At 66.6% G+C, this 23,602-nt stretch carries 24 protein-coding genes and 1 tRNA gene; 3 read left to right on the top strand and 22 right to left on the bottom strand.

The genetic code is table 11. From position 1 onward, the window contains the following. Positions 1-2 precede the first annotated feature (2 nt). The 9 genes from nuoE to ABE464_RS10425 all read right to left on the bottom strand — a co-directional run bounded on the left by nuoE (position 3) and on the right by ABE464_RS10425 (position 6,732). Positions 3-530 (bottom strand): NADH-quinone oxidoreductase subunit NuoE, encoded by a 528-nt coding sequence (nuoE, locus tag ABE464_RS10465; protein WP_121038421.1) that lies wholly within the window; start codon positions 528-530, stop codon positions 3-5. A gap of 94 nt (positions 531-624) precedes the next feature. Continuing rightward, positions 625-1,932, bottom strand: a complete 1,308-nt coding sequence (locus ABE464_RS10460) for an NADH-quinone oxidoreductase subunit D (protein WP_346471884.1) — start codon at positions 1,930-1,932, stop codon at positions 625-627. Then, positions 1,929-2,681, bottom strand: a complete 753-nt coding sequence (locus ABE464_RS10455; protein ID WP_346471883.1) for an NADH-quinone oxidoreductase subunit C — start codon at positions 2,679-2,681, stop codon at positions 1,929-1,931. Before ABE464_RS10455 ends, ABE464_RS10460 begins: the two co-directional genes overlap by 4 nt. Positions 2,682-2,713: 32 nt before the next feature. Next, positions 2,714-3,268, bottom strand: coding sequence for an NADH-quinone oxidoreductase subunit B (locus ABE464_RS10450; protein WP_019182677.1), 555 nt, complete (start codon positions 3,266-3,268; stop codon positions 2,714-2,716). Continuing rightward, complete coding sequence (locus ABE464_RS10445) at positions 3,259-3,615, bottom strand: NADH-quinone oxidoreductase subunit A (RefSeq protein ID WP_026069699.1); 357 nt, start codon at positions 3,613-3,615, stop codon at positions 3,259-3,261. The genes ABE464_RS10450 and ABE464_RS10445 overlap by 10 nt, the downstream gene beginning before the upstream one ends. A 112-nt stretch (positions 3,616-3,727) precedes the next feature. Further along, positions 3,728-3,812: transfer RNA gene (locus ABE464_RS10440), tRNA-Leu, on the bottom strand. A gap of 49 nt (positions 3,813-3,861) precedes the next feature. Then, on the bottom strand, positions 3,862-4,302 hold the full coding sequence (gene secG / locus ABE464_RS10435) for a preprotein translocase subunit SecG (protein WP_123730889.1): 441 nt from the start codon (positions 4,300-4,302) through the stop codon (positions 3,862-3,864). A 55-nt stretch (positions 4,303-4,357) separates the two neighbouring features. Beyond that, entirely contained in the window at positions 4,358-5,113 is a 756-nt protein-coding gene (gene tpiA / locus ABE464_RS10430; protein WP_346471882.1) for a triose-phosphate isomerase, read from the bottom strand. A 683-nt stretch (positions 5,114-5,796) separates the two neighbouring features. Then, positions 5,797-6,732: a 2-oxoglutarate and iron-dependent oxygenase domain-containing protein gene (locus ABE464_RS10425; RefSeq protein ID WP_019182673.1), complete on the bottom strand. Its 936-nt coding sequence runs from the start codon at positions 6,730-6,732 to the stop codon at positions 5,797-5,799. Positions 6,733-7,126: 394 nt separating this feature from the next. Between ABE464_RS10425 and ABE464_RS10420 the strand changes: the two genes are divergently transcribed. Together ABE464_RS10420 and ABE464_RS10415 are read left to right on the top strand one after the other, a co-directional pair. Beyond that, positions 7,127-8,278: a glycosyltransferase family 4 protein gene (locus ABE464_RS10420; RefSeq protein WP_346472017.1), complete on the top strand. Its 1,152-nt coding sequence runs from the start codon at positions 7,127-7,129 to the stop codon at positions 8,276-8,278. After that, entirely contained in the window at positions 8,265-9,119 is an 855-nt protein-coding gene (locus ABE464_RS10415) for a polysaccharide deacetylase family protein (RefSeq protein WP_346471881.1), read from the top strand. Before ABE464_RS10420 ends, ABE464_RS10415 begins: the two co-directional genes overlap by 14 nt. Before the next feature lie 72 nt (positions 9,120-9,191). Here ABE464_RS10415 and glmM read toward each other — a convergent pair whose 3' ends face one another. The 5 genes from glmM to trpB all read right to left on the bottom strand — a co-directional run bounded on the left by glmM (position 9,192) and on the right by trpB (position 14,302). Further along, entirely contained in the window at positions 9,192-10,544 is a 1,353-nt protein-coding gene (gene glmM / locus ABE464_RS10410; protein WP_346471880.1) for a phosphoglucosamine mutase, read from the bottom strand. Continuing rightward, entirely contained in the window at positions 10,544-11,428 is an 885-nt protein-coding gene (accD, locus tag ABE464_RS10405; protein WP_019182669.1) for an acetyl-CoA carboxylase, carboxyltransferase subunit beta, read from the bottom strand. Before accD ends, glmM begins: the two co-directional genes overlap by 1 nt. Positions 11,429-11,566: 138 nt before the next feature. After that, positions 11,567-12,379 carry a tryptophan synthase subunit alpha gene (gene trpA, locus ABE464_RS10400; protein WP_346471879.1) on the bottom strand — a complete coding sequence of 271 codons (813 nt, stop codon included), beginning with the start codon at positions 12,377-12,379 and terminating at the stop codon, positions 11,567-11,569. 1 nt (position 12,380) lies between these two features. After that, positions 12,381-13,079, bottom strand: a complete 699-nt coding sequence (locus ABE464_RS10395; protein ID WP_346471878.1) for a hypothetical protein — start codon at positions 13,077-13,079, stop codon at positions 12,381-12,383. After that, a complete protein-coding gene (gene trpB, locus ABE464_RS10390; RefSeq protein ID WP_176989289.1) occupies positions 13,076-14,302 on the bottom strand; it encodes a tryptophan synthase subunit beta in 1,227 nt (408 codons plus the stop codon). The genes ABE464_RS10395 and trpB overlap by 4 nt, the downstream gene beginning before the upstream one ends. 95 nt (positions 14,303-14,397) lie before the next feature. Here trpB and ABE464_RS10385 point away from each other — a divergent pair, with 95 nt between their 5' ends. Next, the gene (locus ABE464_RS10385; protein WP_346471877.1) at positions 14,398-15,288 is read left to right on the top strand and encodes a LysR family transcriptional regulator; all 891 of its coding nucleotides are present in this window, start codon (positions 14,398-14,400) and stop codon (positions 15,286-15,288) included. Positions 15,289-15,333: 45 nt separating this feature from the next. On the opposite strand, the gene ABE464_RS10380 is transcribed toward ABE464_RS10385, so the two are convergent. The 8 genes from ABE464_RS10380 to prmB all read right to left on the bottom strand — a co-directional run bounded on the left by ABE464_RS10380 (position 15,334) and on the right by prmB (position 23,595). Continuing rightward, positions 15,334-15,990, bottom strand: coding sequence for a phosphoribosylanthranilate isomerase (locus ABE464_RS10380; protein ID WP_088433287.1), 657 nt, complete (start codon positions 15,988-15,990; stop codon positions 15,334-15,336). After that, positions 15,987-16,760: a tRNA pseudouridine(38-40) synthase TruA gene (truA, locus tag ABE464_RS10375; RefSeq protein ID WP_346471876.1), complete on the bottom strand. Its 774-nt coding sequence runs from the start codon at positions 16,758-16,760 to the stop codon at positions 15,987-15,989. The genes ABE464_RS10380 and truA overlap by 4 nt, the downstream gene beginning before the upstream one ends. Before the next feature lie 50 nt (positions 16,761-16,810). Next, complete coding sequence (locus ABE464_RS10370; protein WP_346471875.1) at positions 16,811-17,194, bottom strand: VOC family protein; 384 nt, start codon at positions 17,192-17,194, stop codon at positions 16,811-16,813. Then, the gene (locus ABE464_RS10365; protein ID WP_346471874.1) at positions 17,191-19,242 is read right to left on the bottom strand and encodes a FimV/HubP family polar landmark protein; all 2,052 of its coding nucleotides are present in this window, start codon (positions 19,240-19,242) and stop codon (positions 17,191-17,193) included. The genes ABE464_RS10370 and ABE464_RS10365 overlap by 4 nt, the downstream gene beginning before the upstream one ends. Positions 19,243-19,330: 88 nt before the next feature. Then, positions 19,331-20,356 (bottom strand): aspartate-semialdehyde dehydrogenase, encoded by a 1,026-nt coding sequence (locus ABE464_RS10360; RefSeq protein WP_346471873.1) that lies wholly within the window; start codon positions 20,354-20,356, stop codon positions 19,331-19,333. 161 nt (positions 20,357-20,517) lie between these two features. Further along, complete coding sequence (locus tag ABE464_RS10355) at positions 20,518-21,573, bottom strand: D-glycerate dehydrogenase (protein WP_346471872.1); 1,056 nt, start codon at positions 21,571-21,573, stop codon at positions 20,518-20,520. After that, positions 21,566-22,669 (bottom strand): chorismate synthase, encoded by a 1,104-nt coding sequence (gene aroC, locus ABE464_RS10350; protein WP_070425600.1) that lies wholly within the window; start codon positions 22,667-22,669, stop codon positions 21,566-21,568. Before aroC ends, ABE464_RS10355 begins: the two co-directional genes overlap by 8 nt. Beyond that, a complete protein-coding gene (prmB, locus tag ABE464_RS10345) occupies positions 22,666-23,595 on the bottom strand; it encodes a 50S ribosomal protein L3 N(5)-glutamine methyltransferase (protein ID WP_346471871.1) in 930 nt (309 codons plus the stop codon). Before prmB ends, aroC begins: the two co-directional genes overlap by 4 nt. Positions 23,596-23,602: the final 7 nt, after the last annotated feature.

Genomic DNA, 23,602 nt, shown 5'->3' with positions numbered 1-23,602 from the left:
TCTTACTCCAACCCGTCCAGCAGCTCGTCGACTTTCTCGACGGTCAGGCGCTCGTGGTAATGGCCATTGATGACCATCATCGGCGCACCGGCGCAACCGGCCAGGCATTCTTCTTCGCGCTTGAGGTAGATGCGGCCATCAGCGGTGGACTGACCGGTCTTGCAGCCGAGCTTCTTCTCGGCGTGCGCGACCAGGTCTTCGGCACCGTTCAACCAGCAGCTGATGTTGGTGCAGAAGGCGACGTTGTGGCGGCCGACCTTCTCCAGTTCGAACATCGAGTAGAAGCTGGCGACCTCGTAGGCCCACACCGGCGGCAGATCCAGGTACTTGGCGACGCCGGCGATCAGCTCGTCGGTCAGCCAGCCCGCATTCTGTTCCTGTGCGGCGTGCAGGCCCTGCAGGACAGCCGAGCGCTTGCGATCCGGCGGGAACTTGGCCAGCCAGTGATCGATGTGCGCACGGGTCTTGTCATTCAAGACCACCATCGGGTCGACGTCGCGCGCCGCCTCGAAATTACCTGTCGCCTTCATCGGCCGACCTCAGCGAATACGAAATCGTTAAAAACCAGAACCTGCAGCGCCGGCAGCAGCCGGCGGGTGTCAGGCGTCGTGCAAGCGGATGCGATCACCGGTCCACCTCACCAAACACCAGATCGTAGGTGCCGATCATGGCCACCACGTCGGCGAGCATGTGCCCGCGCACGACCGAGTCGATCGAGGACAGATGGGCGAAGCCCGGCGCGCGCAGGTGCACGCGGAACGGCTTGTTGGCACCATCGGACATCAGGTAGCAGCCGAACTCGCCCTTGGGCGCTTCGACGGCGGCGTAGGTTTCGCCGGCCGGGACGCAGTAGCCTTCACTGAACAGCTTGAAGTGATGGATCAGCGCTTCCATGTCGTCCTTCATGTCTTCGCGGCTGGGCGGCGCGACCTTGAAGTTCTTGACCATGACCGGGCCCGGGTTGGCCTTCAGCCAGGTGACGCACTGCTTGATGATCCGGTTGGATTCGCGCATCTCGGCCACGCGGCACAGGTAACGGTCGTAGCAGTCACCTTCCTTGCCGAGCGGGATGTCGAACTCAACCGCGTCGTACTTGGCATACGGCTGCTTCTTGCGCAGATCCCAGGCAATGCCCGAGCCGCGCAGCATCACGCCGGTCATGCCCCAGGCGTGGGCGAGTTCCGGGGTGACCACGCCGATGCCGACCGTACGCTGCTTCCAGATACGGTTGTCGGTCAGCAGGGTTTCGTATTCGTCCACGCGCTTGGGGAACTCAACGGTGAAGTTCTCCAGGAAATCCAGCAGTGAACCTTCGCGCGCGGCGTTGAGGTTCTTCAGGGCCTTGCCCTTGTGCCAGCGCGATTCCTTGTACTTGGGCATGTGGTCCGGCAGGTCGCGGTAGACGCCACCCGGACGGTAGTACGCTGCGTGCATGCGCGCGCCGGAGACCGCTTCATAGCAGTCCATCAGCTCTTCGCGCTCGCGGAAGGCGTACAGCATGACCGCCATGGCGCCCAGATCGAGCGCGTTGGAACCCAACCACATCAGGTGATTCAGGATGCGGGTGATTTCGTCGAACATGGTGCGGATGTACTGGGCACGCTCGGGCGCCTCGATCCCCATCAGGGTCTCGATCGCGCGCACGTAGGCGTGCTCGTTGCACATCATCGACACGTAATCCAGGCGATCCATGTAGCCGATCGACTGGTTGAACGGCTTGGACTCGGCCAGCTTTTCGGTACCACGGTGCAGCAGGCCCACGTGGGGGTCGGCACGCATGATGGTTTCGCCGTCCATTTCCAGGATCAGGCGCAGCACACCGTGCGCGGCCGGATGCTGCGGGCCGAAGTTCATCGTGTAGTTGCGGATCTCCTGCCGGAGTTCGGCTGGATTGCTCGCAAAGGCCTGGTGGGCCTGGGTGAATTCACTCACTTGCTTGCCTCCGTCTGCGCGCTTTCGCCGGCAGCGGTCTGGAAACGGGCGTCGTCACGGATGACACGCGGCACGCCGACGCGCGGCTCGACCGAGGTCACCGGCTCATAGATCACGCGCTGCTTCTCTTCGTCGTAGCGCACTTCGACGTTGCCGATCAACGGGAAATCCTTGCGGAACGGGTGCCCGACGAAACCGTAGTCGGTCAGGATCCGGCGCAGGTCCGGGTGACCTTCGAAGATCACACCGAACAGATCGAACGCTTCGCGCTCGAACCAGTTCAGGCCCGGCCAGATGTTGGTCAGCGAGGCGACCACCGGCAGTTCCTCGTTCGGCGCAAAGCAACGGATGCGCATCGTGAGGTTGTGCTGGTAGGAACGCAGCTGGGCGACCACGGCAAAACGCTGCAGCGGGATCGGCTGGGGCTGGGCGCCATCGCTGGTTTCGCGGGTGGGGAATTCACCCCACGCGAAACGACCGACGGACTTGCCCTCGACGCCACGGCTGAACCCCTGGGACGACACATCGGCCGTATCCCATTCGTCGCTGCCATAGCCGAGGTAATCCAGGCCGCACAGGTCAACGGCCTGCTCGAAACCGAATTCGTCGCGCAGCGCCAGAGCGGTGGCATGCCAGTCAGCGGCGGGCACTTCCAGCGTCACTTCGCCGCGGGGTTCGACCACGAAGACCTGCGCACCTGCGAAACGTGCGGAAAGTCGGTCGATGAAGGAAGGTGCTTGCTCTGCCATGGGGGCTTGGCGTGCTCTTGTCAGGAGGGATGTCAGCGGGCGATGGTCTGCGTACGCCAGATCTTCTTCTGCAATTGCAGGATCCCGTACACCAGCGCTTCGGCGGTAGGTGGGCAGCCGGGGACATAGATGTCCACCGGCACCACGCGGTCACAGCCACGCACTACTGCATAGGAGTAGTGGTAGTAGCCGCCACCGTTGGCGCAGCTGCCCATCGAGATGACCCATTTCGGGTCCGGCATCTGGTCATAGACCTTGCGCAGGGCCGGAGCCATCTTGTTGACCAGGGTGCCGGCCACGATCATCACGTCGGACTGACGCGGCGACGGGCGGAACACCACGCCGTAACGGTCAAGGTCCAGGCGCGCCGCACCGGCATGCATCATTTCCACTGCGCAGCAGGCCAGACCAAAGGTCATCGGCCACATCGAACCGGTACGCGCCCAATTCAACAGCGCATCGACGCTGGTGGTCACGTAGCCCTTTTCGAGCAGGGGGTTGTCGCCTTCGGGGCGCAGGATGTCATCGACCCGCCCTTCCGGGACCGGGTTGTTCATCAGGCCGTCGAGCGTCTGAATTACTCCCATTCCAGCGCTCCCTTCTTCCAGACGTAAATGAAACCGAGGAAAAGCATGCCTACGAAGAGGCCCATCGTGACCAGCGAACGTGCGCCCAGTTCCATGAAGACCTGGGTCCACGGCACGATGAAGATGATTTCCAGATCAAATACGATGAACTGAATCGCGATCAGGTAGTAGCGCACATCGAACTTCATGCGCGCGTCCTCGAAAGCCTCGAAGCCGCATTCGTACGGCGAGAGCTTTTTAAGATCAGGACGTCGGGGACCGAGGAATCGGCCAACCAGCATCAGCGCAACGCCGATACCGGTGGCAACGATCAGAAACAGCAGAGACGGCAAATATTCGGCCAGCACAGCGATTCTCTCTTGCCTCTGCCGCTGCGCCTGCAGGCGCTTTGGCATGGGGGAGTGGACGGATACCGCTACCTGGCGCTTTGCGCGCCAGACGAACCCGCTTACAAACAAATGGTGCCCAAGAGGGGACTCGAACCCCTACGACTCTCGTCGCTACCACCTCAAGGTAGTGCGTCTACCAATTCCGCCACCTGGGCTTACGATCGCACCGGTTGTTCTCCAGTGCGCCGCATATTGTAACCGTCTTCAGCGAGTCTGGGTGCCTTCCGAAGGCTTTTCTTCACCAGATTTCGGAGTTTCTGCCTGAGCCGGCACAGTGGCCGACGGAACAGGCTGCTGCACCGGGGTTTCCGGTGCCTTCGGCACGGCCGGAAGTTCGCCTGCCGGTGCGGCCGGCGCAGTGGCGGCCGGTGCCGACATCAGACCCAGATCCTGCTGCGCCGCCGGGCGCGAGCCATGGCTGGCGTACCAGGCCATGAAGAGACTGATGCCGAAGAACACCACGGCCAGCCACTTGGTCGACTTGGACAGGAAGTTGGACGCGCCACGCGCGCCGAACACGGTGCCCGAGGCGCCGGCACCGAAACCCGACCCTGCGGCCGCGCCGGAACCACGCTGCATCAGGATGAGCGCGATCATGGCCACTGCGACCAGCACGTAGACCACATTGAGGATCAACATCAGCATTTCGAATCCGTCCTCGGACATGTCGTGCCGGCGGTTGGGCCGACAACGTAACTAATTAGCGCCCCGCCGCCGCGGCAGCGATGGCAAGGAAATCCGCGGCCACCAGCGAGGCGCCGCCCACCAGCCCACCATCGACATCGGGCTGTGCGAACAGTTCCGCGGCGTTGTCGGGCTTCACGCTGCCGCCATAGAGGATCGACAGTGAATCCGCAATTCTAGCATCGAGCTTGGCCACTTCGCCACGGATGAACGCGTGGACCTGCTGGGCCTGCTCCTTGGAGGCGGTCCGGCCGGTCCCGATGGCCCAGACCGGCTCATAAGCGACGACGGCCTGGGCGAAGCCCGCGGCGCCGACCAGCTCCAGAACGGGTGCCAGCTGCGAGGCGATGACGGCGTCGGTCTGGTCGGCTTCACGCTGCTCGAGGGTTTCGCCGACGCACAGGATGGGGGTCAGGCCGGCGTGCAGGGCGGCGGCGAACTTGCGGGCGACCAGTTCGCTGCTTTCAGCGTGGTACTGGCGGCGCTCGGAGTGGCCGACCAGGCCGTAGCGGGCACCGACTTCGGCCAGCATGGTGGCCGAGACCTCGCCGGTGTAGGCGCCCTTTTCATTACTACTGACGTCCTGGGAGCCAAATTTGACGGCGCGGCCTTCAAAGGCTTCGACCAGTTCGCCCAGATACGGGAGCGGGGGGAGCACGACGACGTCGACGCCGGGCAGCGGCAGGTCGGCAACCAGGTCACTGACCAGGTCGGTGGCGAATTGGCGACTGCCGTGCAGTTTCCAGTTACCGGCGACGATCTTGCGGCGCATGGCGGTGCTCCTTTGGGTATCAGCCGGCCATGATAACGGATGCAACGAAATGGCGTTGACGGGAAAACGCTTACATTTCAATTGGATATTTATTTTCGCTGCGAGCCAAGAGCAAAAGCAAGGGCGACGGGAGCGGCGGACGTGCCCGGGCTGGGCGGGCGCGGATGGGTTGGCGGGACACGCCGTGAACCCGTCCATGGGGGCTCGATATGCGCCATCCATGGCGCATAACGGTCCCGCCAACCCACCCACGCCCACCCTCTGACAGTGTGTCGGCTTGCATGGGACAGCTACAAAGCGCCGGATCGGCATTGAGTCCGCCCTGCTCTGCCTTACTCAGCCCTCCGGCGAGGCAATCCGTCGGGGGCGAGCGCTGCCGTGCCCAGCCGGGACCGTCGGGCGCCATGGATGGCGCCCGTCGAGCCCTCATGGGTGAGAGCGCATTGCTTGCAAGGCACTGCCTCGCATGCGTTCGAACGCACAGCCGCCAGCGGCTGGGCCGGGCCGCGGAGCGGGGTTTACGGCGCGTCCCGGCTGGGCATGGCAGCGCTCGCCCAACACGGGGCAGCGAATAGCCGGATGCAGCCGGGCCAACATTGTCTGGAGCCGGCCAGCGGCCGGCACTCCGCAGAATGAAGAAGGCCGCCTTGCGGCGGCCTTCTTTGTTGCTCCGGCAAGATCGCTTACTTCAGCTTGATCTCGCGCAGGCGCTCTTCCAGGAAGCCGTGGGCGGTGATCGGCTCCGGGTAGCGGCTCGGGTTTTCCGGGGTGATGCAGGTCGGCAACACGTCGATCAGGAAATCCGGGTTCGGGTGCAGGAAGAACGGCACCGAATAACGCGGCTGGCGGGCCTGCTCGCCCGGGGGATTGACCACGCGATGGATGGTCGACGGGTACACATGGTTCGTCAGCCGCTGCAGCATGTCGCCGATGTTGACCACGATGGTGTCCGCGTCCGAGGTGAAGGGCACCCACTTGCCTTCATGCGACTGCACTTCCAGGCCGGCCGCGCTGGCGCCGACCAGCAGCGTGATGAAGTTGATGTCGCCGTGGGCACCGGCGCGCACGTTCGGGATGTTCTCGGCGGTGATCGGCGGGTAATGGATCGGGCGCAGGATCGAGTTGCCGTTGTTGGTCTTGTCCGCGAAGAAGTCTTCCGGCAGGCCGATGTGCAGGGCCAGCGCCGACAGGACGCGCGAACCCAGCTTGTCCAGGGCCTGGTAGATGCCATAGCCGCGCTCACGGAAGCCCGGGACCTCGCTCGGCCACAGGTTCGGGGCCATCACCTCACGGTAGGGGGAGTCGTCCGGAATCTCGCGGCCGATGTGCCAGAACTCCTTCAGGTCGAAGTGCTGCGAGCCCTTGGCCGTCTCCACGCCGAAGGCGGTGTAGCCACGCGCGCCGCCGCTGCCAGGCACGTGGTACTGGCGCTTGGTCTCTTCCGGCAGGGCGAAGAAGGCCTTGAAGACCTCATAGGCTGCGTCGATGTCAGCCTGCGGAATGCCGTGGTTGCGGATGCCAGCAAAGCCCCATTCGCGGTAGGCCGCACCCAGCTCGGCCACGAACGCGTCGCGGTCGGTGTCAAAACGGGTGATGTCGAGGGTGGGGATCTGGCTCACAGCGATTCCTGCTTGTTCATGGTGGTCGGTGGGCCAGCTGTGGCCCGGCTGAACATTGTGCCAGATCGGGCCAACCCCGCCACCGATACATTGATACAAACCGATACAATGCGCGCGCCCAGACGGCCAGAACGGGCCACCGGCGACGCCCAGGCGCCGCCCCCATTACTCCTTGCGTCGCCCGGTCCGCCTCATGGATGCCCCTGCTCTCCCCCTCATCGCCGATGGCGTTGCGCTGACTCACGCCGGCAGCGGCGAGACCGTGCCGGGCCGTCCGCACTACCCGACACCCACGGCACTGCACAGCGTATCGGATGCGCTGGCGCGAGCCGCAGGCAACAACGACAGCCGCTCGCGCAGCGCGGGCGCTTTTTCACACATGGATCGTCCACCGATGAACGCGCCACTGAAAATTCTCCACACGGAAGCCGCCAAGGGATTCGGTGGGCAGGAGATCTACATCTACCGCCACATGCTGGCCATGCGCGACCGCGGCCATGAGGTCTCGCTGCTGTGCCAGCCGGGCGCCCGTCTGGGCGAGATGGCGCGCGAAGCCGGCTTCACCGTCCACGCCCTGAAAATGGGCGGCCTGCTGCGCATGCTGCGCGGCATCTGGTCGGTCTCACGCCTGGTGCGCCGCCATGGCTACGATGTGGTCAACACCACCAGCCGCCGCGACAGCCTGATCGCCGCCGCCGGTGCCCGGCTTGGCGGTACGCCGCTGGTGGTGCGCTCGCGCCATCTGATGAGTCCGATCAACTCGCTGCTGACCTACACCGGCCTGCCCCACCGGGTGATGACCGTCAGCAGCTTCGTCAAGAAACTGATGGTCAGCCGCGGCATCGACGACGCACACGTCGGGATCGTTCCGCCGATCGCGGTGCCGCCGCAGTGGTCGCAGATCGCCAAGCGCGACCCGTGGCAGTGCCTGCAGGACACCCGTGCAGAGGTGCGTGCCGAGCTGGGCTTCAACGAGGAACAGATCGTGGTCGGCTGCGTCGCCGTGCTGCGCGAGCCCAAGGGTCACCTGGAGCTGCTGCAGGCCATGGCGCCGCTGTGCCGCGCCGATCCGCGCGTGCAGCTGGTGATCGTCGGCGACGGCCAGCCGGTGATGGACCGGCTGATCGCGCTGCGCCAGCAGCTCGGCATTGCCGCACAGGTGCATCTGCTTGGCTACCGCCACGGCGCTTGCCGGCTGATGGCCGGCTTCGATATCTTCGCGCTCGCCACCCACAAGGAAGCCGCCGGCACGGTGTTCCTGGAAGCGGCGTATGTCGGCGTGCCGATCGTTGCGACCCGGGTGGGTGGCGTGCCGGAAATGGTGGTGGAAGGCAGCAACGCCCTGCTTGCTCCGCTGGGCGACCAGGCGGCGCTGACCAACGCACTGCGCACCCTGATCGAACAGCCCGACCGCCGCCAGCAGATGGGCCTGGCCGGGTGGGAATGGATGCGCAGCGCACATCGCTTCACCCCGACCGGTCACACTGAAGCGACCGAATACTATTACCACCAGTGGTTGAAGGAACTGGGCCATGGCCAACGCTAGATCCGTCCCGGTGCTGATGCACCACCATGTGTCCCCGTCCCCGGGAATGATCACGGTCTCGCCGGAGAATTTTGAAAGCCAGATCGCCTGGCTGGCGGCCAACGGCTGGACCTCGCTGACGCTGGAGCAGTACGCGGATTTCCTCGCGGGCAAGCCAACGCCGGCCAAGTCGATCGTGATCACCTTCGATGACGGCTATCTGGACAACTGGGTGTACGCGCACCCGATCCTGGCCAAGTACGGCATGCACGCGGTGGTGTTCGTGGTCACCGGCTGGATGGGCGAAGGCGATGTCCGGCCGCATGCGGGCCAGCCCGGCGCCACCCTGCCCGCAACGCCGGACCATCGCGGCTGCGAGGCCGCGATCCTGCGCGAGAACCGACCGGACGAGGTGATGATGCGCTGGAGCGAAGCGCGCGAGATGATCGCGGCCGGCACGTTCGAGGTGCACTGCCACACGCACACGCACACCCGCTGGCTCAAGCAGGACATCTCCCGCGAGCACAAGCGCCAAGGCATCAGTGGCGACCTGTCGGTGGCGCGCGATGTGCTGCAGCAGCAGCTGGGTGAGGTCTCGGACACGCTGTGCTGGCCGTACGGCGATTTCGACGAGGACTACGTGCAGATCGCACGGGCACAGGGCTTCAAGTACCTGCATACCACCCACCCGTTCGGCCGCAACGTGGTCGGGGGCGATCCAGAGCACATCTACCGGTTCGCGATCCGCGACCGCCCGGCCAGCTGGCTGCGCAAGCGCATCGCTTACAGCTACCACCCGCTGATCGCGCCGCTGTTCAACCGCTTCAAAGCGAAGAAAAAGAAGATGGTGGCCGGGCCGTGATCGGCACCGGACCCACGACGAAAAACGCCCCGGTCTCCCGGGGCGTTTTCGTTTCACTCGTCATCGCGTGACTCAGGCTGCGGCCGCCGCCTTCACCGCCGCCGAGAGATTGTCCAGCGTGGACTGCATGAGCTCGGCACTGTCCGCCTCGACAGTGACACGCACCACCGGCTCGGTGCCCGACGGGCGCAGGAACGCACGGCCGCGCCCCTTCACTGCCTGCTGCGCAGCCGCCAGCGCGGCCTGCACGCTCTCGGCCTGCACGGTTGCCTTGGCCGCGCCCTGCAGACGCACGTTCACGGTCTTCTGCGGCACCTTGTTGAGCACCGACAGCACCTGGCGCAGCGAGGTGCCATCACGGCGCAACACTTCCAGCACCTGCAGCGCGCTGACGATCGCATCGCCGGTGGTGGCGCGGTCCAGACACAGCAGATGGCCGGACGCTTCGCCGCCGAGCACGCCGTCATTTTCCACAAGTGCCTGATGCACGTAGCGGTCACCGACGTTGCTGCGCTGGAACGGGATCTCCAGCCGTTCCAGTGCCTGCTCCAGGCCGAAGTTGGTCATCAGCGTGCCGACCACCGGGCCATGCAGGCGACCACTACGCTGCCAGGCCTGGGCCAGCACGAACAGCAGGTCATCGCCATCGACCGGGTTGCCCTGGTCATCGGCCATCAGCACGCGGTCGCCATCGCCATCGAAGGCGATGCCGAAATCGGCGCCGACCTCGCGCACTTTCGCGGCCAGGTTGTCGATGTGCATCGAGCCGACGCCATCGTTGATGTTCAGGCCGTTGGGCGCATCGCCGATGCTGATCACCTCCGCGCCCATCTCGCGGAACAGCAGCGGGGCGACGTGATACGTAGCGCCGTGCGCGCAGTCGAGCACGATTTTCAGCCCACGCAGATCGAACCCGCGCGGCACGCTGGCCTTGCAGAATTCAATGTAGCGGCCCACCGCATCGCGGGCGCGCATGGCCTTGCCCAGCCGCTCGGATTCGACCGTGGTGAACGGCGCATCAAGCGCGGCTTCCAGCGCCAACTCGGTGGCGTCATCGAGCTTCTCGCCATCGGCGGAGAAGAACTTGATGCCGTTGTCGTAGTGCGGGTTGTGCGAGGCGCTGATGACGATGCCCGCATCCGCACCGAGGGTACGGGTGAGGAAGGCCACCGCCGGCGTGGGCATCGGGCCGAGCAGCTGCACATCGGCGCCGGCTGCGACCAGCCCGGCTTCGAGTGCGGCTTCGAACATGTAGCCGGAGATGCGGGTGTCCTTGCCGATCACCACGACCGGGCGGTGCCCGTTGCGTTCGGTCAGCGCGCGCCCGAGCGCATTGCCCAGGCGCAGCACGAAATCGGCGGAGATGACGCCCTCACCGACCTTGCCGCGGATGCCGTCGGTGCCGAAATACTTGCGCGACGCCATCAGGCCGCCGCGTCCGGTGCCGGCGCCGGCTGACGCGCCAGCATGGCCAGGATCTCCGACAGGCGGTCGCGCATCTCGCGGCGGTCGCAGATCTGATCGATCGCGCCGTGCTCAAGCAGGAACTCCGAGCGCTGGAAGCCTTCGGGCAGCTTTTCGCGCACGGTCTGCTCGATCACGCGCGGGCCAGCGAAGCCGATCAGGGCCTGCGGCTCGGCGATGTTGATATCGCCCAGCATCGCAAACGAGGCCGACACGCCACCGGTGGTCGGGTGGGTGAGCACCGAGATGTACGGCAGGCCGGCATCACGCAGGCGACCCAGCGCGGCCGAGGTCTTGGCCATCTGCATCAGCGAGAACAGGCCTTCCTGCATGCGCGCGCCGCCGCTGGCGGAGAAGCACACGTAGGGCGCACCGATCTCCAGCGCCTTTTCCGCGGCCAGCGAGAAACGCTCACCGACCACCGAGCCCATCGAGCCGCCCATGAAGGCGAAATCGAAGGCCGAGGCGACCAGCGGGCGTCCCTTCATCAGGCCCTGCATGGCGATCAGGGCGTCGTACTCGCCGGTGTTCTTCTGCGACGCCTTGATGCGCTCGCTGTACTTCTTCTGGTCCTTGAACTTGAGCAGGTCCGTCGGCCCCAGGCGCGCACCGATCTCGGTGGTGCTGTCCGCATCGAACAGCGCGGCCAGGCGCGCACGCGCGCGGATGGCCATGTGGTGGCCACACTTGGGGCAGACTTCCAGGTTCTCTTCCAGCTCAGGACGGTAGAGCGCGCTGCCGCAGCTGCTGCACTTCTCCCACAGGCCCTCGGGGACGCTGCGCTTCTTGCTGGGGACGTTGTCGGTGCGGATGCCAGACGGCATCAACTTGCTGAGCCAACTCATGCGGGATGCTACTTCCGTTCAGGGCGGCCCGGGGGCCGCAAAGGCGGACAGTCTAGCTCACCGTTTCCATGCTCGGGCACCCCCCGGCGGTTGCCGGGGGGCTGACGTAAACCATTCTGGTACGTACGTTTAGGAGCTTCAGGCGGCGTCGAGCGCGTGTCGCAGCGGCGTGAGGAATGCCTGCGCCGTTGCTGCGGCGGCCGCCGCGTCGGGCGCCTCACCCAGTGCAGCCACCAGCGCACTGCCCACGACCACGCCATCGGCCTCCACGGCCATGGCCGCGGCACTGGCCGCATCCTTGATCCCGAAGCCGGCCACCACCGGCACGGTGGAGCGGCTGCGCAGGTCGCGCAGGCGGGCACCGGCGGCACTGCTGTCCAGGCGATCGGATGCGCCGGTCACCCCGGCGAAACTGACGTAATACAGGTACCCCTGCGCCATCGCGGACAGCGCATCCAGGCGCGTATCAGCGGTCGTCGGCGAGGCCAGCAGGATCAGCGCCAAGCCGGCCGCGGTGAAAATCTCCCGGGTTTCGGCCGCTTCTTCCGGCGGCAGATCGACCAGCAGGATGCCGTCCACGCCGGCGGCAATAGCCGACTGCGCGAAGCGTTCCGTACCGTGGATCTCGATCGGGTTGAGATAGCCCATCAGCACCACCGGCGTGGTGGCATCGTCCTTGCGGAAGGCGGCGACAGTCTCCAGCACATAGCGCAGCCCTGCCCCGCGAGCCAGCGCACGCTCGGAGCTGCGCTGGATGGTCGGGCCGTCGGCCATCGGATCGGAGAACGGCACCCCGAGCTCGATGACATCCGCACCGGCCGCGGCCAATGCATGCATGACCGGCAGGGTGGCTTCCAGACCGGGATCGCCGGCGGTGATGAAGGGGATCAGCGCCTTGCGACGTTCATCGCGCAGGCGGGCAAAACAGGCATCGATACGGTCCACGGACATCTCAGGCACATCCTTCAATCAGTTCAACGGCGCCACTGGCGCCCCAGTACAGCTTCGATATCACCCCGTCGAAGATCTCCAGCCGGATCGCCAGATCCGAGCCAGGGTCCTGCCAGGTCAGGTATTCGCCCGTTTCCGGGTCATAGGCATGCGGCGCGCGTGTACTGCCGGGCGGCAGCCGCGTGAGCGCTTCATCCAGGGTCATGCCCAGGCGCAGCCCGAACGGCCCCGGCTGGGTGATGGCCTCGTAGGACTCCTCGATCGGCGCCAGCTCGAAACGCTGCACATGGTCGTCCTCAACCATCATCGACACACCTTCGGGCAGGTTGCCGCGCTCGTAGTACTCGCAGGCACCGCTGGGCTCGCCTTCGCTCAGGCCGGCCGAATGCCAAGGGCCATCAGCGGCGAGCTCGGTGAAACGCTGCCCGATCAGCACCTCCCCGGCGTGATCCAGCGCGACCGACACCACCGACGGCGCAGCATCGTCAGCAACGGTTGCCTCCACAGCGGGTGGCGGCTCCGGTGCGTCCTCGATCGGGCGGTTGGCGATGTCATCGTCATTGCTGGCCGATTCCCGCGCCGGCGCCACGGCACCGACCGGTGCGGCCGGCGCGGGCAGCACCGGCGGATCCGGCGGCGTACATCCGGTCAGGCCGACCACCATCAGCAGCGCACTTCCCTGGCGCAGCAGCGGATTCACAGCACCAGACCCTCCCGGGCAGCGATGGTGTGTACGTCCTTGTCGCCGCGGCCGGACAGGTTGCACAGCACCAGCTTGTCGCGTGGCAGATCACGCGCGATCTTGATCGCCTGCGCCACTGCGTGGCTGGATTCCAGCGCGGCCAGGATGCCTTCGCTGTGCGCCAGCTGGTGGAAGGCGGCCAGCGCTTCGTCATCGGTGATGCCGACGTACTCGGCGCGTCCGGCATCGGCCAGGAAGGCGTGTTCCGGGCCGACGCCCGGGTAATCCAGGCCGGCCGAGACCGAATGGGTTTCGGTAATCTGGCCATCGTCGTCGCAGATCACATAGGTGCGGTTGCCGTGCAGCACGCCGGGGCGACCGGCCGCGATGGAGGCGGCATGGCGACCGGTCTCGATGCCGTCGCCCGCCGCTTCGGCACCGACGATGCGCACATCGCGATCATTGAGGAAGGCATGGAACAGGCCGATCGCATTGCTGCCACCGCCAACGCAGGCGGTGATCGCATCGGGCAGACGACCGTAATCGGTCAGCATCTGCGCGCGCGCCTCGCGGCCGACGATCGCGTTGAAATCACGCACCATGCGCGGGTACGGATCCGGGCCGGCCACGGTGCCGATGATGTAGAAGGTGTCGCGCACGTTGGTGACCCAGTCGCGCATCGCTTCGTTGAGCGCATCCTTGAGCGTGGCCGAGCCGGAGGTGACCGGCACGACGGTCGCGCCGAGCAGCTTCATGCGGTAGACGTTGATCTTCTGCCGCTCGATGTCAGTGGCGCCCATGTAGACCACGCATTCCAGCCCCAGGCGCGCGGCCACGGTGGCACTGGCCACGCCGTGCTGGCCGGCGCCGGTCTCGGCGATGATGCGCTTCTTGCCCATCCGCGCGGCGAGCAGCGCCTGGCCGATGGTGTTGTTGATCTTGTGTGCGCCGGTGTGGTTCAGGTCCTCGCGCTTGAGCAGGATCTGCGCGCCGCCCACCTGCTGGCTGAGGCGCTCGGCGTGATAGATCGGGCTGGGACGGCCTACGTAATGGGTCAGATCCTTGTCGTAGGCGGCGATGAAGGCCGGATCGCGGCGCGCTTCGTCGTAGGCAGCTGCCAGCTCCTGCAACGGCCCGATCAGGGTCTCGGCGACGAAACTCCCGCCGTAGCGGCCGAAATGGCCGTTGGCATCGGGGTAGGCATGGAAATCGACGATGGGGGAGACGGGGGAAGCAGACATAGCGCGACAGCCGGTGGAGACAGGCTGCCAATTTAACGCACCTGTCATGACAGGAATATCGATAATATCTGCCACGACCTGTCAGGAAAACTCACATGACCGACGGCCCGTTGCCCCCGCTGAACGCCCTGCGCAGCTTTGAAGCGGCCGCCCGGTTGGGCGGGGTTGGTCGTGCCGCCGAGGCACTGCATGTCACCCATGGCGCGATCAGCCGCCAACTGCGCCTGCTGGAGGAGCACCTGGGCGTCGCGTTGTTCCAGCGCGAGGGACGTGGACTGCGCCTGACCCGCGCTGGTGAGGATCTGCACGCCGCCTGCGAAGGTGCGTTCGAGCAGATCCGCGAAGCGGTGGTCGCGCTCAAACGCCAACAGCGGCCCGAAGCGTTGGTGCTGGGCTGCAGCGGCAGCATCCTGGCGCGCTGGATGATTCCCCGCCTGCAGGCACTGCAGAACGCCCTGCCCCAGCTGCCGCTGCATTGGTCGGCCCAGGACGGGAGCTTCACCGCCGAGCAGCAGGGGCTGGATGCGGTGCTGCTGCTCGCTCAGCCGCCGTGGCCGCGTGGCTGGCAGGTGCGGGAGCTGGCCCCGGAGCGTGTGGGTGTGGTGGTGAGTCCGCAGCACCCGGCGGCGGCGCGGCTGAGGCATCAGCCGCCCTCCTCCCTGGTGGGCGAATCGCTGCTGCATACGGCCTCACGCCCGCAGGCGTGGCCGGCCTGGGCGCTGTCCCACGGGCTGGAGCCGGCCCAGCTGCAACTGGGCAGCGGCTTCGAGCATCTTTATTACCTGCTGGAAGCAGCGGTGGCCGGACTGGGCGTGGCGATCGCGCCAGAACCGCTCGTGGCCGATGAGCTGGCCGCCGGCCGGCTGCTGGCACCCTGGGGATTCGGCGCGACCGGGGGGTTCTGGGTACTGGCGACGCCGGAGGGTGGGGCCGATCCGCGGGTGGATGCGCTGGCCGGGTGGCTGCAGGAGCAGCTGAAGGGATGAGCGCGCCACGACCAACGGTCGTGGCCTACCCGTGGGGCCTGCGGATCAATCCGCTTCGTGGCAGTCGGCGCGGCGGACTTCTTCGACGAACTTGCGCATCTTGTAGCCGTCCTTGATGCCCGGTTCGGATTCAATGCCACTGGACACATCCACGCCCCACGGCAGCGTGGCCACGATCGCATCGAACACGTTGTCCGGGGTGATCCCGCCGGCCAGCAGGAACGGGCGATGCAGGCCGGTCGGCAGGCGCGTCCAGTCAAAGGCAACGCCGGTGCCACCGCCGCCACCGGGGGCGTGGCTGTCGAACAGGAAGCCCGCCGCGCTGGGATAGCGCAGCTGCAGCTGACGGGCGTTGACCTCGTCCTTGCCGCCCATCGCCACGGCCTTCAGGTACGGCATGTTGAAGCTGCGGCAGAACGATTCGTCTTCATCACCGTGGAATTGCAGCAGGGTCGGCCGCACGGTGCGCAGCACTTCGCGCACCTCTTCCTTGGTGTTGTCGCGGAACAGGGCGACCACGTCGACCATCGGGGCGATGGCCTGGCGCATGGCGCGCGCCTCGGCCGGCGCGACCCGGCGTTTGCTCTCGCGGGCGAAGATGAAACCGACCGCGTCCACGCCGAGCTCGCCGGCCAGGCGCACGTCGCCGGCACGGGTCATGCCGCAGAACTTGATACGGGTGCGGTAGAAGGAGCGGCTCATAAGGTGACCTCGGCAGGCAGCTGCCAGTTGTCGGGGTACAGGGGACCAACGAAGACCAATCCCTGCGGCGGGGCAGTCGGGCCGGCCACGGTGCGGTCGCGCCCGGCCAGCAGTTGCCCCATCCACGCGACCGGCTGCTCACCACAACCGACCAGGATCAATGAACCGACGATATTGCGCACCATGTGATGAAGGAATGCATTGGCCTGAACGGCGACCTCCACCACTTCGCCCTGACGGGTCACCGAGAGCGACTGCATGTTCCGGCGCGCGTGCAGAGCCTCGCACTGCACACTGCGGAAGGCGCTGAAGTCGTTCTCACCCAGCAGGGCCTGGCCGGCTGCGTGCATCAGCTCGGCATCCAGCGGCCTGCGCTCCCAGCTCAGGGTCTGCCGATAGAGTGCCGGGCGGACCTGGCGGTTGAGCAGACGGTAGCGGTAGCGGCGCGCGCGCGCGGCAAAGCGCGCATGGAACTCGTCGGCGACCGGTACGCACCAGCGCACAGCGATGGAGCGCGGCAGGCGCGTGGTGGTGCCCAGCATCCAGCTGCGCGGATCACGCACGACATCGGTATCGAAATGCACGACCTGGCATTCACCGTGCACCCCGGCATCGGTACGCCCCGCACACACGACCTGGATCGGTGCATTGGCCACCGAGGACAGCGCATCCTGCAGGCTGGCCTGCACGCTTGGGCAGCCGCTCTCACCGAGCCGCTGCCAGCCTTTGAATTCGCTGCCGTCGTATTCCACGCCCAGTGCGTAGCGCATGGTGAACCTCTGTGTTTTCGGGAAAACCGGCGCAGGCGCCGGGTGTTGCATCACGCAGCGTCGCGTTCGGACCAGATGGCCAGCTCGTTGCCGCCCGGTTCCACGAACTGGAACCGGCTGCCGCCGGGGAAGGCGAACACCGGTTTGATGATCTGCCCGCCCTGGGCCAGCACGGCGTTGAGCATGGGCTGCAGATCATCGGCGTAGATCACCAGCAGCGGCGCGCCTCCCGCCGAAGCGCTCTGCGGCTCCGCGCGGAAGAAACCGCCCTGGAAACGGCCGTCGTCGAAGGCGGTGTAATCCGGACCGTAATCCACGAACGACCAGCCGAACACCTGCTCGAAGAAACGACGACTGGCGGCAGGATCACGCGAGGCGAACTCAACGTAGTCCAGGCGGCGTTCCCGCACTGCTACCGGAGGGGCGTCGCTCATCCCAGTCGCGCCAGCAGTTCGCGCGCTTCGGCCTGGCTGTGCGGGTCGGCGCCCACGGCGACTTCCTGCAGCAGGGTGCGGGCAGTCTCGGCATCGCCGAGGTCCAGGTAGGCGATGGCCAGCTCCAGACGGTCGCGGCCGGGGCTTCCGATCGGCGCGACAGGTGCGTTGTCGGCGACCGAGTCGGCACTATCGAGTGTCCCGTCATGGCCGGCAGTCACCGCCTCAACGTCGGCACCGATGCTGTCATCGCTCGCGTCTGCCGCACGTTCGGCAGTGGCGGTTTCATCGGGGAATTCGAACACGCCGCGGAACGAAGGCTGCGCAGCGGCTTCCAGCGCATGCGCTGGCGGCTCGATCAGCGGAGCCGGTTCGCGGAACAGCGCATCGTCCACGTTCACATGCTGGGCGTCGGCGTCGATGCTGTACGCAGACGCCGCCGTCGCCTCGACCTCGGGCAACACCGGCGCTTCGTCCGTCGCGGTAGCACTCCAGCGAGAATCGTCGAGGGCATCATGCGGATCGGCGTCGTGCGTGGATGACGCCAGCGAGAACACCGGCTCACGGCGCAGCCCAGCATAGACGTCGGCCTCTGCACTCGCCTCTTCGTCGGGTGCGCGGTGTGCGTCATCGCCTTGCGCAGCCAGTTCGTCCACATGATCCGCGACCGGCACGGCAGCCGCCAGCGAGGCACCGTCGAGCCCATCGCGTGACAGCGGCGGCAGCGGCGATGGCTTCCGCCGCCGCACCAGGGCCCAACCACCCACCACCAGAAGCAATACGACCAGGCCGAGCCAGTACCAGCCACCGCTGGCGCTGTCGCGCGTACCGGGTGCCTGCTCCAATCGCTGTTGTGCGGCGGCCAGGTCGTTGTCCTTCATCGCGATCAGCGACTGCTGCTGGGCCTTGAGCTTTTCCAGCTCGGCCACGCGCTCGCGCAGTTCCTGGATCTCGGCATCGCGCGTGGCGACGTCTTCCTTGGCCTGACGCAGTTGTTCGTTACCCAGCATGTCGCCCTCGGTGCCGGCAGCGGTGCCGGTGGTTGTGCCTGCGGTGGTGCCGGCGGCGGCGACGGCCGGCGCGATTTCCAGGCGTGCGTCCTGGCCAGCGGCGGCCGCTGCGACCGGGGCCGGAGACGGCGCAGCGGCCACCCCGCTGTCGGCGGGCTGCGGGATCGCAGCGCGCGACTGCCGCCATTGCGCGGTGTGCTCGCGCACGATCGCCGCAGCCTGTTGTGCATCAATCTGGGCAAGCCCATCGGCACCCGGCGTGCGCAGCACTGCGCCCTGCTTGAGCAGGTTCACGTTGCCACGGATGAAGGCCTCCGGATTGGCCCGCAGCAGCGCGATCATCGCCTGGTCGCGGTTGATGCCCTGCTCGCGCGCCAGCGAACCGGCGATCTGCGAGAGCGTCTGCCCGCGCTGGACGGTGACGCTGCCATCGGCGGCGACGGGCGCGGCCGGGGCGGCCTGTGCAGCCCTCGGCGCGGCCGGCCGGGGTGCGGCGGCGGGTTCAGCGCGGCGCGACGGCGCGGCGACGGCTGCCGCCTCCGGCGCAGGCTCACGGATGATGGCATTGGACATCGCGCCCGCCGGGGCGACGATTTCCGGCTCGGCCACGGCGGCGGCGCTGTTGGGCGCATCCACCAGGGCGGAATACTCACGGACCAGACGGCCCTGCCCCCAATCGGCTTCGATCAGGAAATTCAACGAAGGCGTCGCGACCGGCGCCTGGCTGCTGACGCGCACCACGGCGCGGCCCTGCGCATTGCGGGTCAATTCAAACTGCAACTCGCTGACCAGCCCGGACGGCGGCTCCAGCCCGACCCGTGCGAAGGTCGCCGGCGAAGCCAGCGCGACGCGCAGGTTCTCCAGCTCGGACGGATCGGCGGAAATGACCGGAATCTCGGCCAGCAACGGCTGGCCCGGCTTGGACAGCACCCGGATATCGCCCAACCCCAGGGCCATGGCGGAACTGCTGGCCAAAGCCAGCAGCAGCGTGGACACATACTTGAACGGACGCACTGCGCCCGGAACCCGGTTCTTCATGGCGGCCAATATAACGGCTCCCCCCGTGATCGGCGATGTTTCGATGCGGGTGGTCGGCGGCATCCCCATGCCGCCAACCACCACGCGATCAGCCTTCGGCGGCGACCAGCTCGGCCAACTGCACGGCATTGAGGGCGGCGCCCTTGCGGATGTTGTCCGAGACGATCCAGAGGTTCAGGCCACGCGGGTGCGACAGATCCTCGCGGATGCGGCCGACGTACACCGCATCGGTGCCCGAGGCGTGCGTGACCGGGGTCGGATAGCCACCGGCTTCATGCTTGTCGACCACTTCCACGCCCGGCGAACGCGCCAGCAGCTCACGCGCGGCATCCGGGGTGACCTTGTCGCGGGTTTCGATGGTGACCGCTTCGGAGTGACCATAGAACACGGGCACGCGCACGGCGGTCGGGTTCACCAGGATGCTGTCATCGCCGAGGATCTTGCGGGTTTCCCAGACCAGCTTCATTTCTTCCTTGGTGAAGCCGTTCTCCTGGAAGTCATCGATGTGGGGGATCAGGTTGAAGGCGATCTGCACCGGGAAGCGCTGCGGGTCGATTTCCTGGAAGCTGAGCAGCTGGCCGGTCTGCTTGCCGAGTTCTTCCAGCGCCGAGCGACCGCCGCCGGAGACCGACTGGTAGGTGGCCACGTTGATGCGCTCGATGCCGTACTGGCGGTGCAGCGGGGCGAGTGCGACCAGCATCTGCATGGTCGAGCAGTTTGGGTTGGCGACGATGCCGCGCGGGCGGTTCTTCAGCGCCTCCGGGTTCACTTCGGAGACGACCAGCGGCACGTCATCGTCGTAACGGAAGGCCGAGGAGTTATCGATCACCACCGCACCAGCGGCGGCGAACTTCGGACCGAACTCCTTGGAGACGCTGCCACCGGCGGAGAACAGCGCGATGTCCACGCCGTTCGGATCGAAGGTGCTCAGGTCCTGGACCTTGATCTTCTCGCCCTGGTACTCGATCTCGCCACCGGCCGAACGCGAGGACGCGAGCAGGCTCAGCGTGGCGATCGGGAAGTTGCGCTCGGCCAGGATGGCCAGCATGGTTTCGCCGACAGCACCGGTGGCACCGACGACGGCGACGTGGAAAAGACGATCTGGATTGCTCATGAGAACCTCTGTTGGGTGTACCGACCCGTGGCCGATACGAAACGTGCGTTGGGGATGTGTACCGACCAACGATCGGTACCTGCCGTGCCTTGGAGATATGTGCCGACCCTCGGTCGGTACCTACCGGTTCGGGAACCTCGCCTGTTGGCCAGCGCGGCTCCCTATCGTTTTGCGTCGTCGATTTTTTTGCCGCCCACGGTCGCGCCGCCGGTTTTCACGGCAGCGACAGCGTCGGCGTTGATCGCGCTCGGCGGGTGGCCGGCATCCGGGCCCTGCCCCAATGCGGCGGTGAGGTTGTCCACGGCCAGCTGCACCATCGCCCGGCGCGTGGCCTGGCTGGCACTGCCGATGTGCGGGGTCAGCACGATGTTGCGCAGGGCCAGCAACTCCGGGCGCACCGTCGGCTCACCTTCGAATACGTCCAGTCCGGCGGCGGCCAGACGGCCGTTGGCCAGTGCATCGGCGAGCGCCAGCTCATCCACGATGCCACCGCGGGCGATGTTGACCAGCGTGGCGGTCGGCTTCATCTTCGCCAGTGCATCCGCATCGATGATGTGGTGCGAGGCGGCGTTGTACGGCAGCACGAGCACGAGGTGATCGGCCTGCGCCAGCAGCGCATCCAGGTCCACATACTGCGCGCCGACCTCGGCCTCGGTGGCCTCGGGCAGCCGCGAACGGTTGTGGTACAGCACGCGCATGCCGAAGCCGTGCGCGCCGCGGCGGGCGATGCCCTGGCCGATGCGGCCCATGCCGAGGATGCCCAGCGTGCTGCCGTGGATGTCCGCACCGAGCATGGTCTGGAACGACCATTGCCCCCACTGGCCGTCACGCAGCCAGCGCTCGGATTCGGTGATGCGGCGCGCGGCAGCCATCAGCAGTGCAAAGCCGAGGTCGGCGGTGGTTTCGGTCAGCACATCCGGGGTGTTGCTGGCCAGGATGCCGGCGGCACTGAGCGCGTCGATATCCAGGTTGTTGTAGCCCACACCGACGTTGGCGATCGCGCGCAACTGCGGCGCGTTGGCGATCTCGGCCGCACCAATGCGTTCGTTGAGGGTGATCAGCGCGCCGTCGACGTGGGCCAGTTGTTCGGCCAGTGTCTGCGGCGTATAGCGGGTGACGTCGCCGGTCATGGTCAAGTCGAAATGCTGCCCGAGCTGTTCGACGACATCGTCGAACAGCGGCTGGCTGACCCAGACCTTGGGGCGCCGATCAGCCATCGATCGTGCCCGGGATGCGCGGGGTGATCTCTCCGACATCGCCGCACTGGGCGCGGTGGCGCAGCGCCTGGTCCATCAGCACCAGGGCCATCATCGCCTCGGCGATCGGGGTGGCGCGGATACCCACGCACGGATCGTGACGGCCGGTGGTGATCACCTCGACCGAGGCGCCGCTGGCGTCCACCGTGGCACCGGGCAGGCGCAGGCTGGAGGTCGGCTTGAGCACGATCGAGGCGGTGACCTGCTGGCCGGTGGAGATGCCACCGAGGATGCCGCCGGCATGGTTGCTGGCAAAGCCCTGCGGGGTCAGCAGGTCACGGTGTTCGGTGCCCTTCTGCGCGGCGCTGGCAAAGCCGTCGCCGATCTCCACGCCCTTCACCGCATTGATGCTCATCAGCGCGGCCGCCAGATCGCCATCGAGCTTGCCGTAAATCGGCTCGCCCCAGCCCGGCGGTACGCCGTCAGCCACCACGTTGACCCGCGCACCGACCGAATCACCGGACTTGCGCAGCGCATCCATGTAGCTCTCCAGCGCGGGCACCTGATCGGCGACCGGCCAGAAGAACGGATTGTCTTCGACCGCCGACCAGTCGAATCCGGTCGGGGTGATCTCGCCCAACTGCGAGAGATAGCCACGCACGGTGACGCCATGCCGCTGCAGCAGCCACTTCTTGGCGATGACGCCGGCGGCGACGCGCATGGTGGTTTCGCGCGCAGAGGAACGACCACCACCGCGCGGGTCGCGGATGCCGTACTTCTGCCAGTAGCTGTAGTCGGCATGGCCCGGACGGAACTGCTGGGCGATGTTGGTGTAATCCTTGCTGCGCTGGTCCGTGTTGCGGATCAGCAGCCCGATCGGGGTGCCGGTGGTACGGCCTTCGTACACCCCGGACAGGATCTCGATCTCATCGGCTTCACGCCGCGCGGAGGTGTGCCGGCTTTTGCCGGTGGCCCGCCGCTGCAGGTCGTGGGCGAATTCGTCGGCGCTGATCTCCAGCCCCGGCGGACAGCCGTCCACCACGCAGCCGATCGCCGGACCGTGCGATTCGCCGAAGGTGGTGACGGTCAGCAGTTTGCCGAAGCTGTTGGAACTCACGGCCGCTGCGCTGCCAGTTCGGTGATGCGGGCGCTGTGCGCGATCAGTTCGCGGCACTCCACGGCGAAGATGCCCATCTGGCCGACCTTGAACTCGACCCAGCGGAAATCCACTTCCGGCAGCAGCTTGTACAGGTGCTGCTCGGACTCACCCACTTCACAGATCAGCAGGCCATCCTCGCTCAGGTGCAGCGGGGCATCGCGCAGGATCTTCAGCACCAGGTCCAGGCCGTCGTCGCCGGCACGCAGGCCCATCTCCGGCTCGTAGGAGTATTCCTGCGGCAGGGCATCGGTCTCGTCGTTGGTGACGTACGGGGGATTGGTGACGATCAGATCGTAATGACGCCCGGTCAGGCCGTTGAACAGGTCGGACTTGAGCAGGGTGACGTTGGACGTCTGCAGGCGTTCCTTGTTTTCTTCGGCCAGCGACAAGGCCTCGTCGCTGAGGTCGACGCCGTCCACTTCCCAGTTAGGGTAGTAGTGGCCCATGGCGATGGCGATGCAGCCCGAGCCGGTGCACAGGTCGAGGGCGCGATGGACATCGCGGCCGGCCAGCCACGGCTCGAAGCCGCACTCGATCAGCTCGGCGATCGGCGAGCGCGGCACCAGGGCGCGCGTGTCGCTCTTGAAGCTCAGGCCGGCGAACCAGGCCTCACCGGTGAGGTAGGCGGCCGGGATGCGCTCGTCGATGCGGCGCTGGAACAGCTCCAGCACGCGGACCTTTTCGTCTTGGAGCAGACGGGCCTGGCCGTAGGCGGGGCCGAGGTCATGCGGGAGGTGCAGGCTGTGCAGGACAAGCTGGGTGGCTTCGTCCAGGGCGTTGTCGTAGCTGTGCCCGAAGGTGAGCCCTGCGGCGTTGAAACGGCTGGTGCCGTAGCGGATCAGGTCGATGATCGTGTGGAGTTCGGCGGCCGTTTCGGCGGTCATGGCGGGG

Source organism: Stenotrophomonas sp. TWI587, assembly GCF_039674145.1.
In the GTDB taxonomy this organism is placed as follows: Bacteria; Pseudomonadota; Gammaproteobacteria; order Xanthomonadales; family Xanthomonadaceae; genus Stenotrophomonas; species Stenotrophomonas maltophilia_AY.
This window is presented reverse-complemented; position numbering and strand designations above follow the sequence as displayed.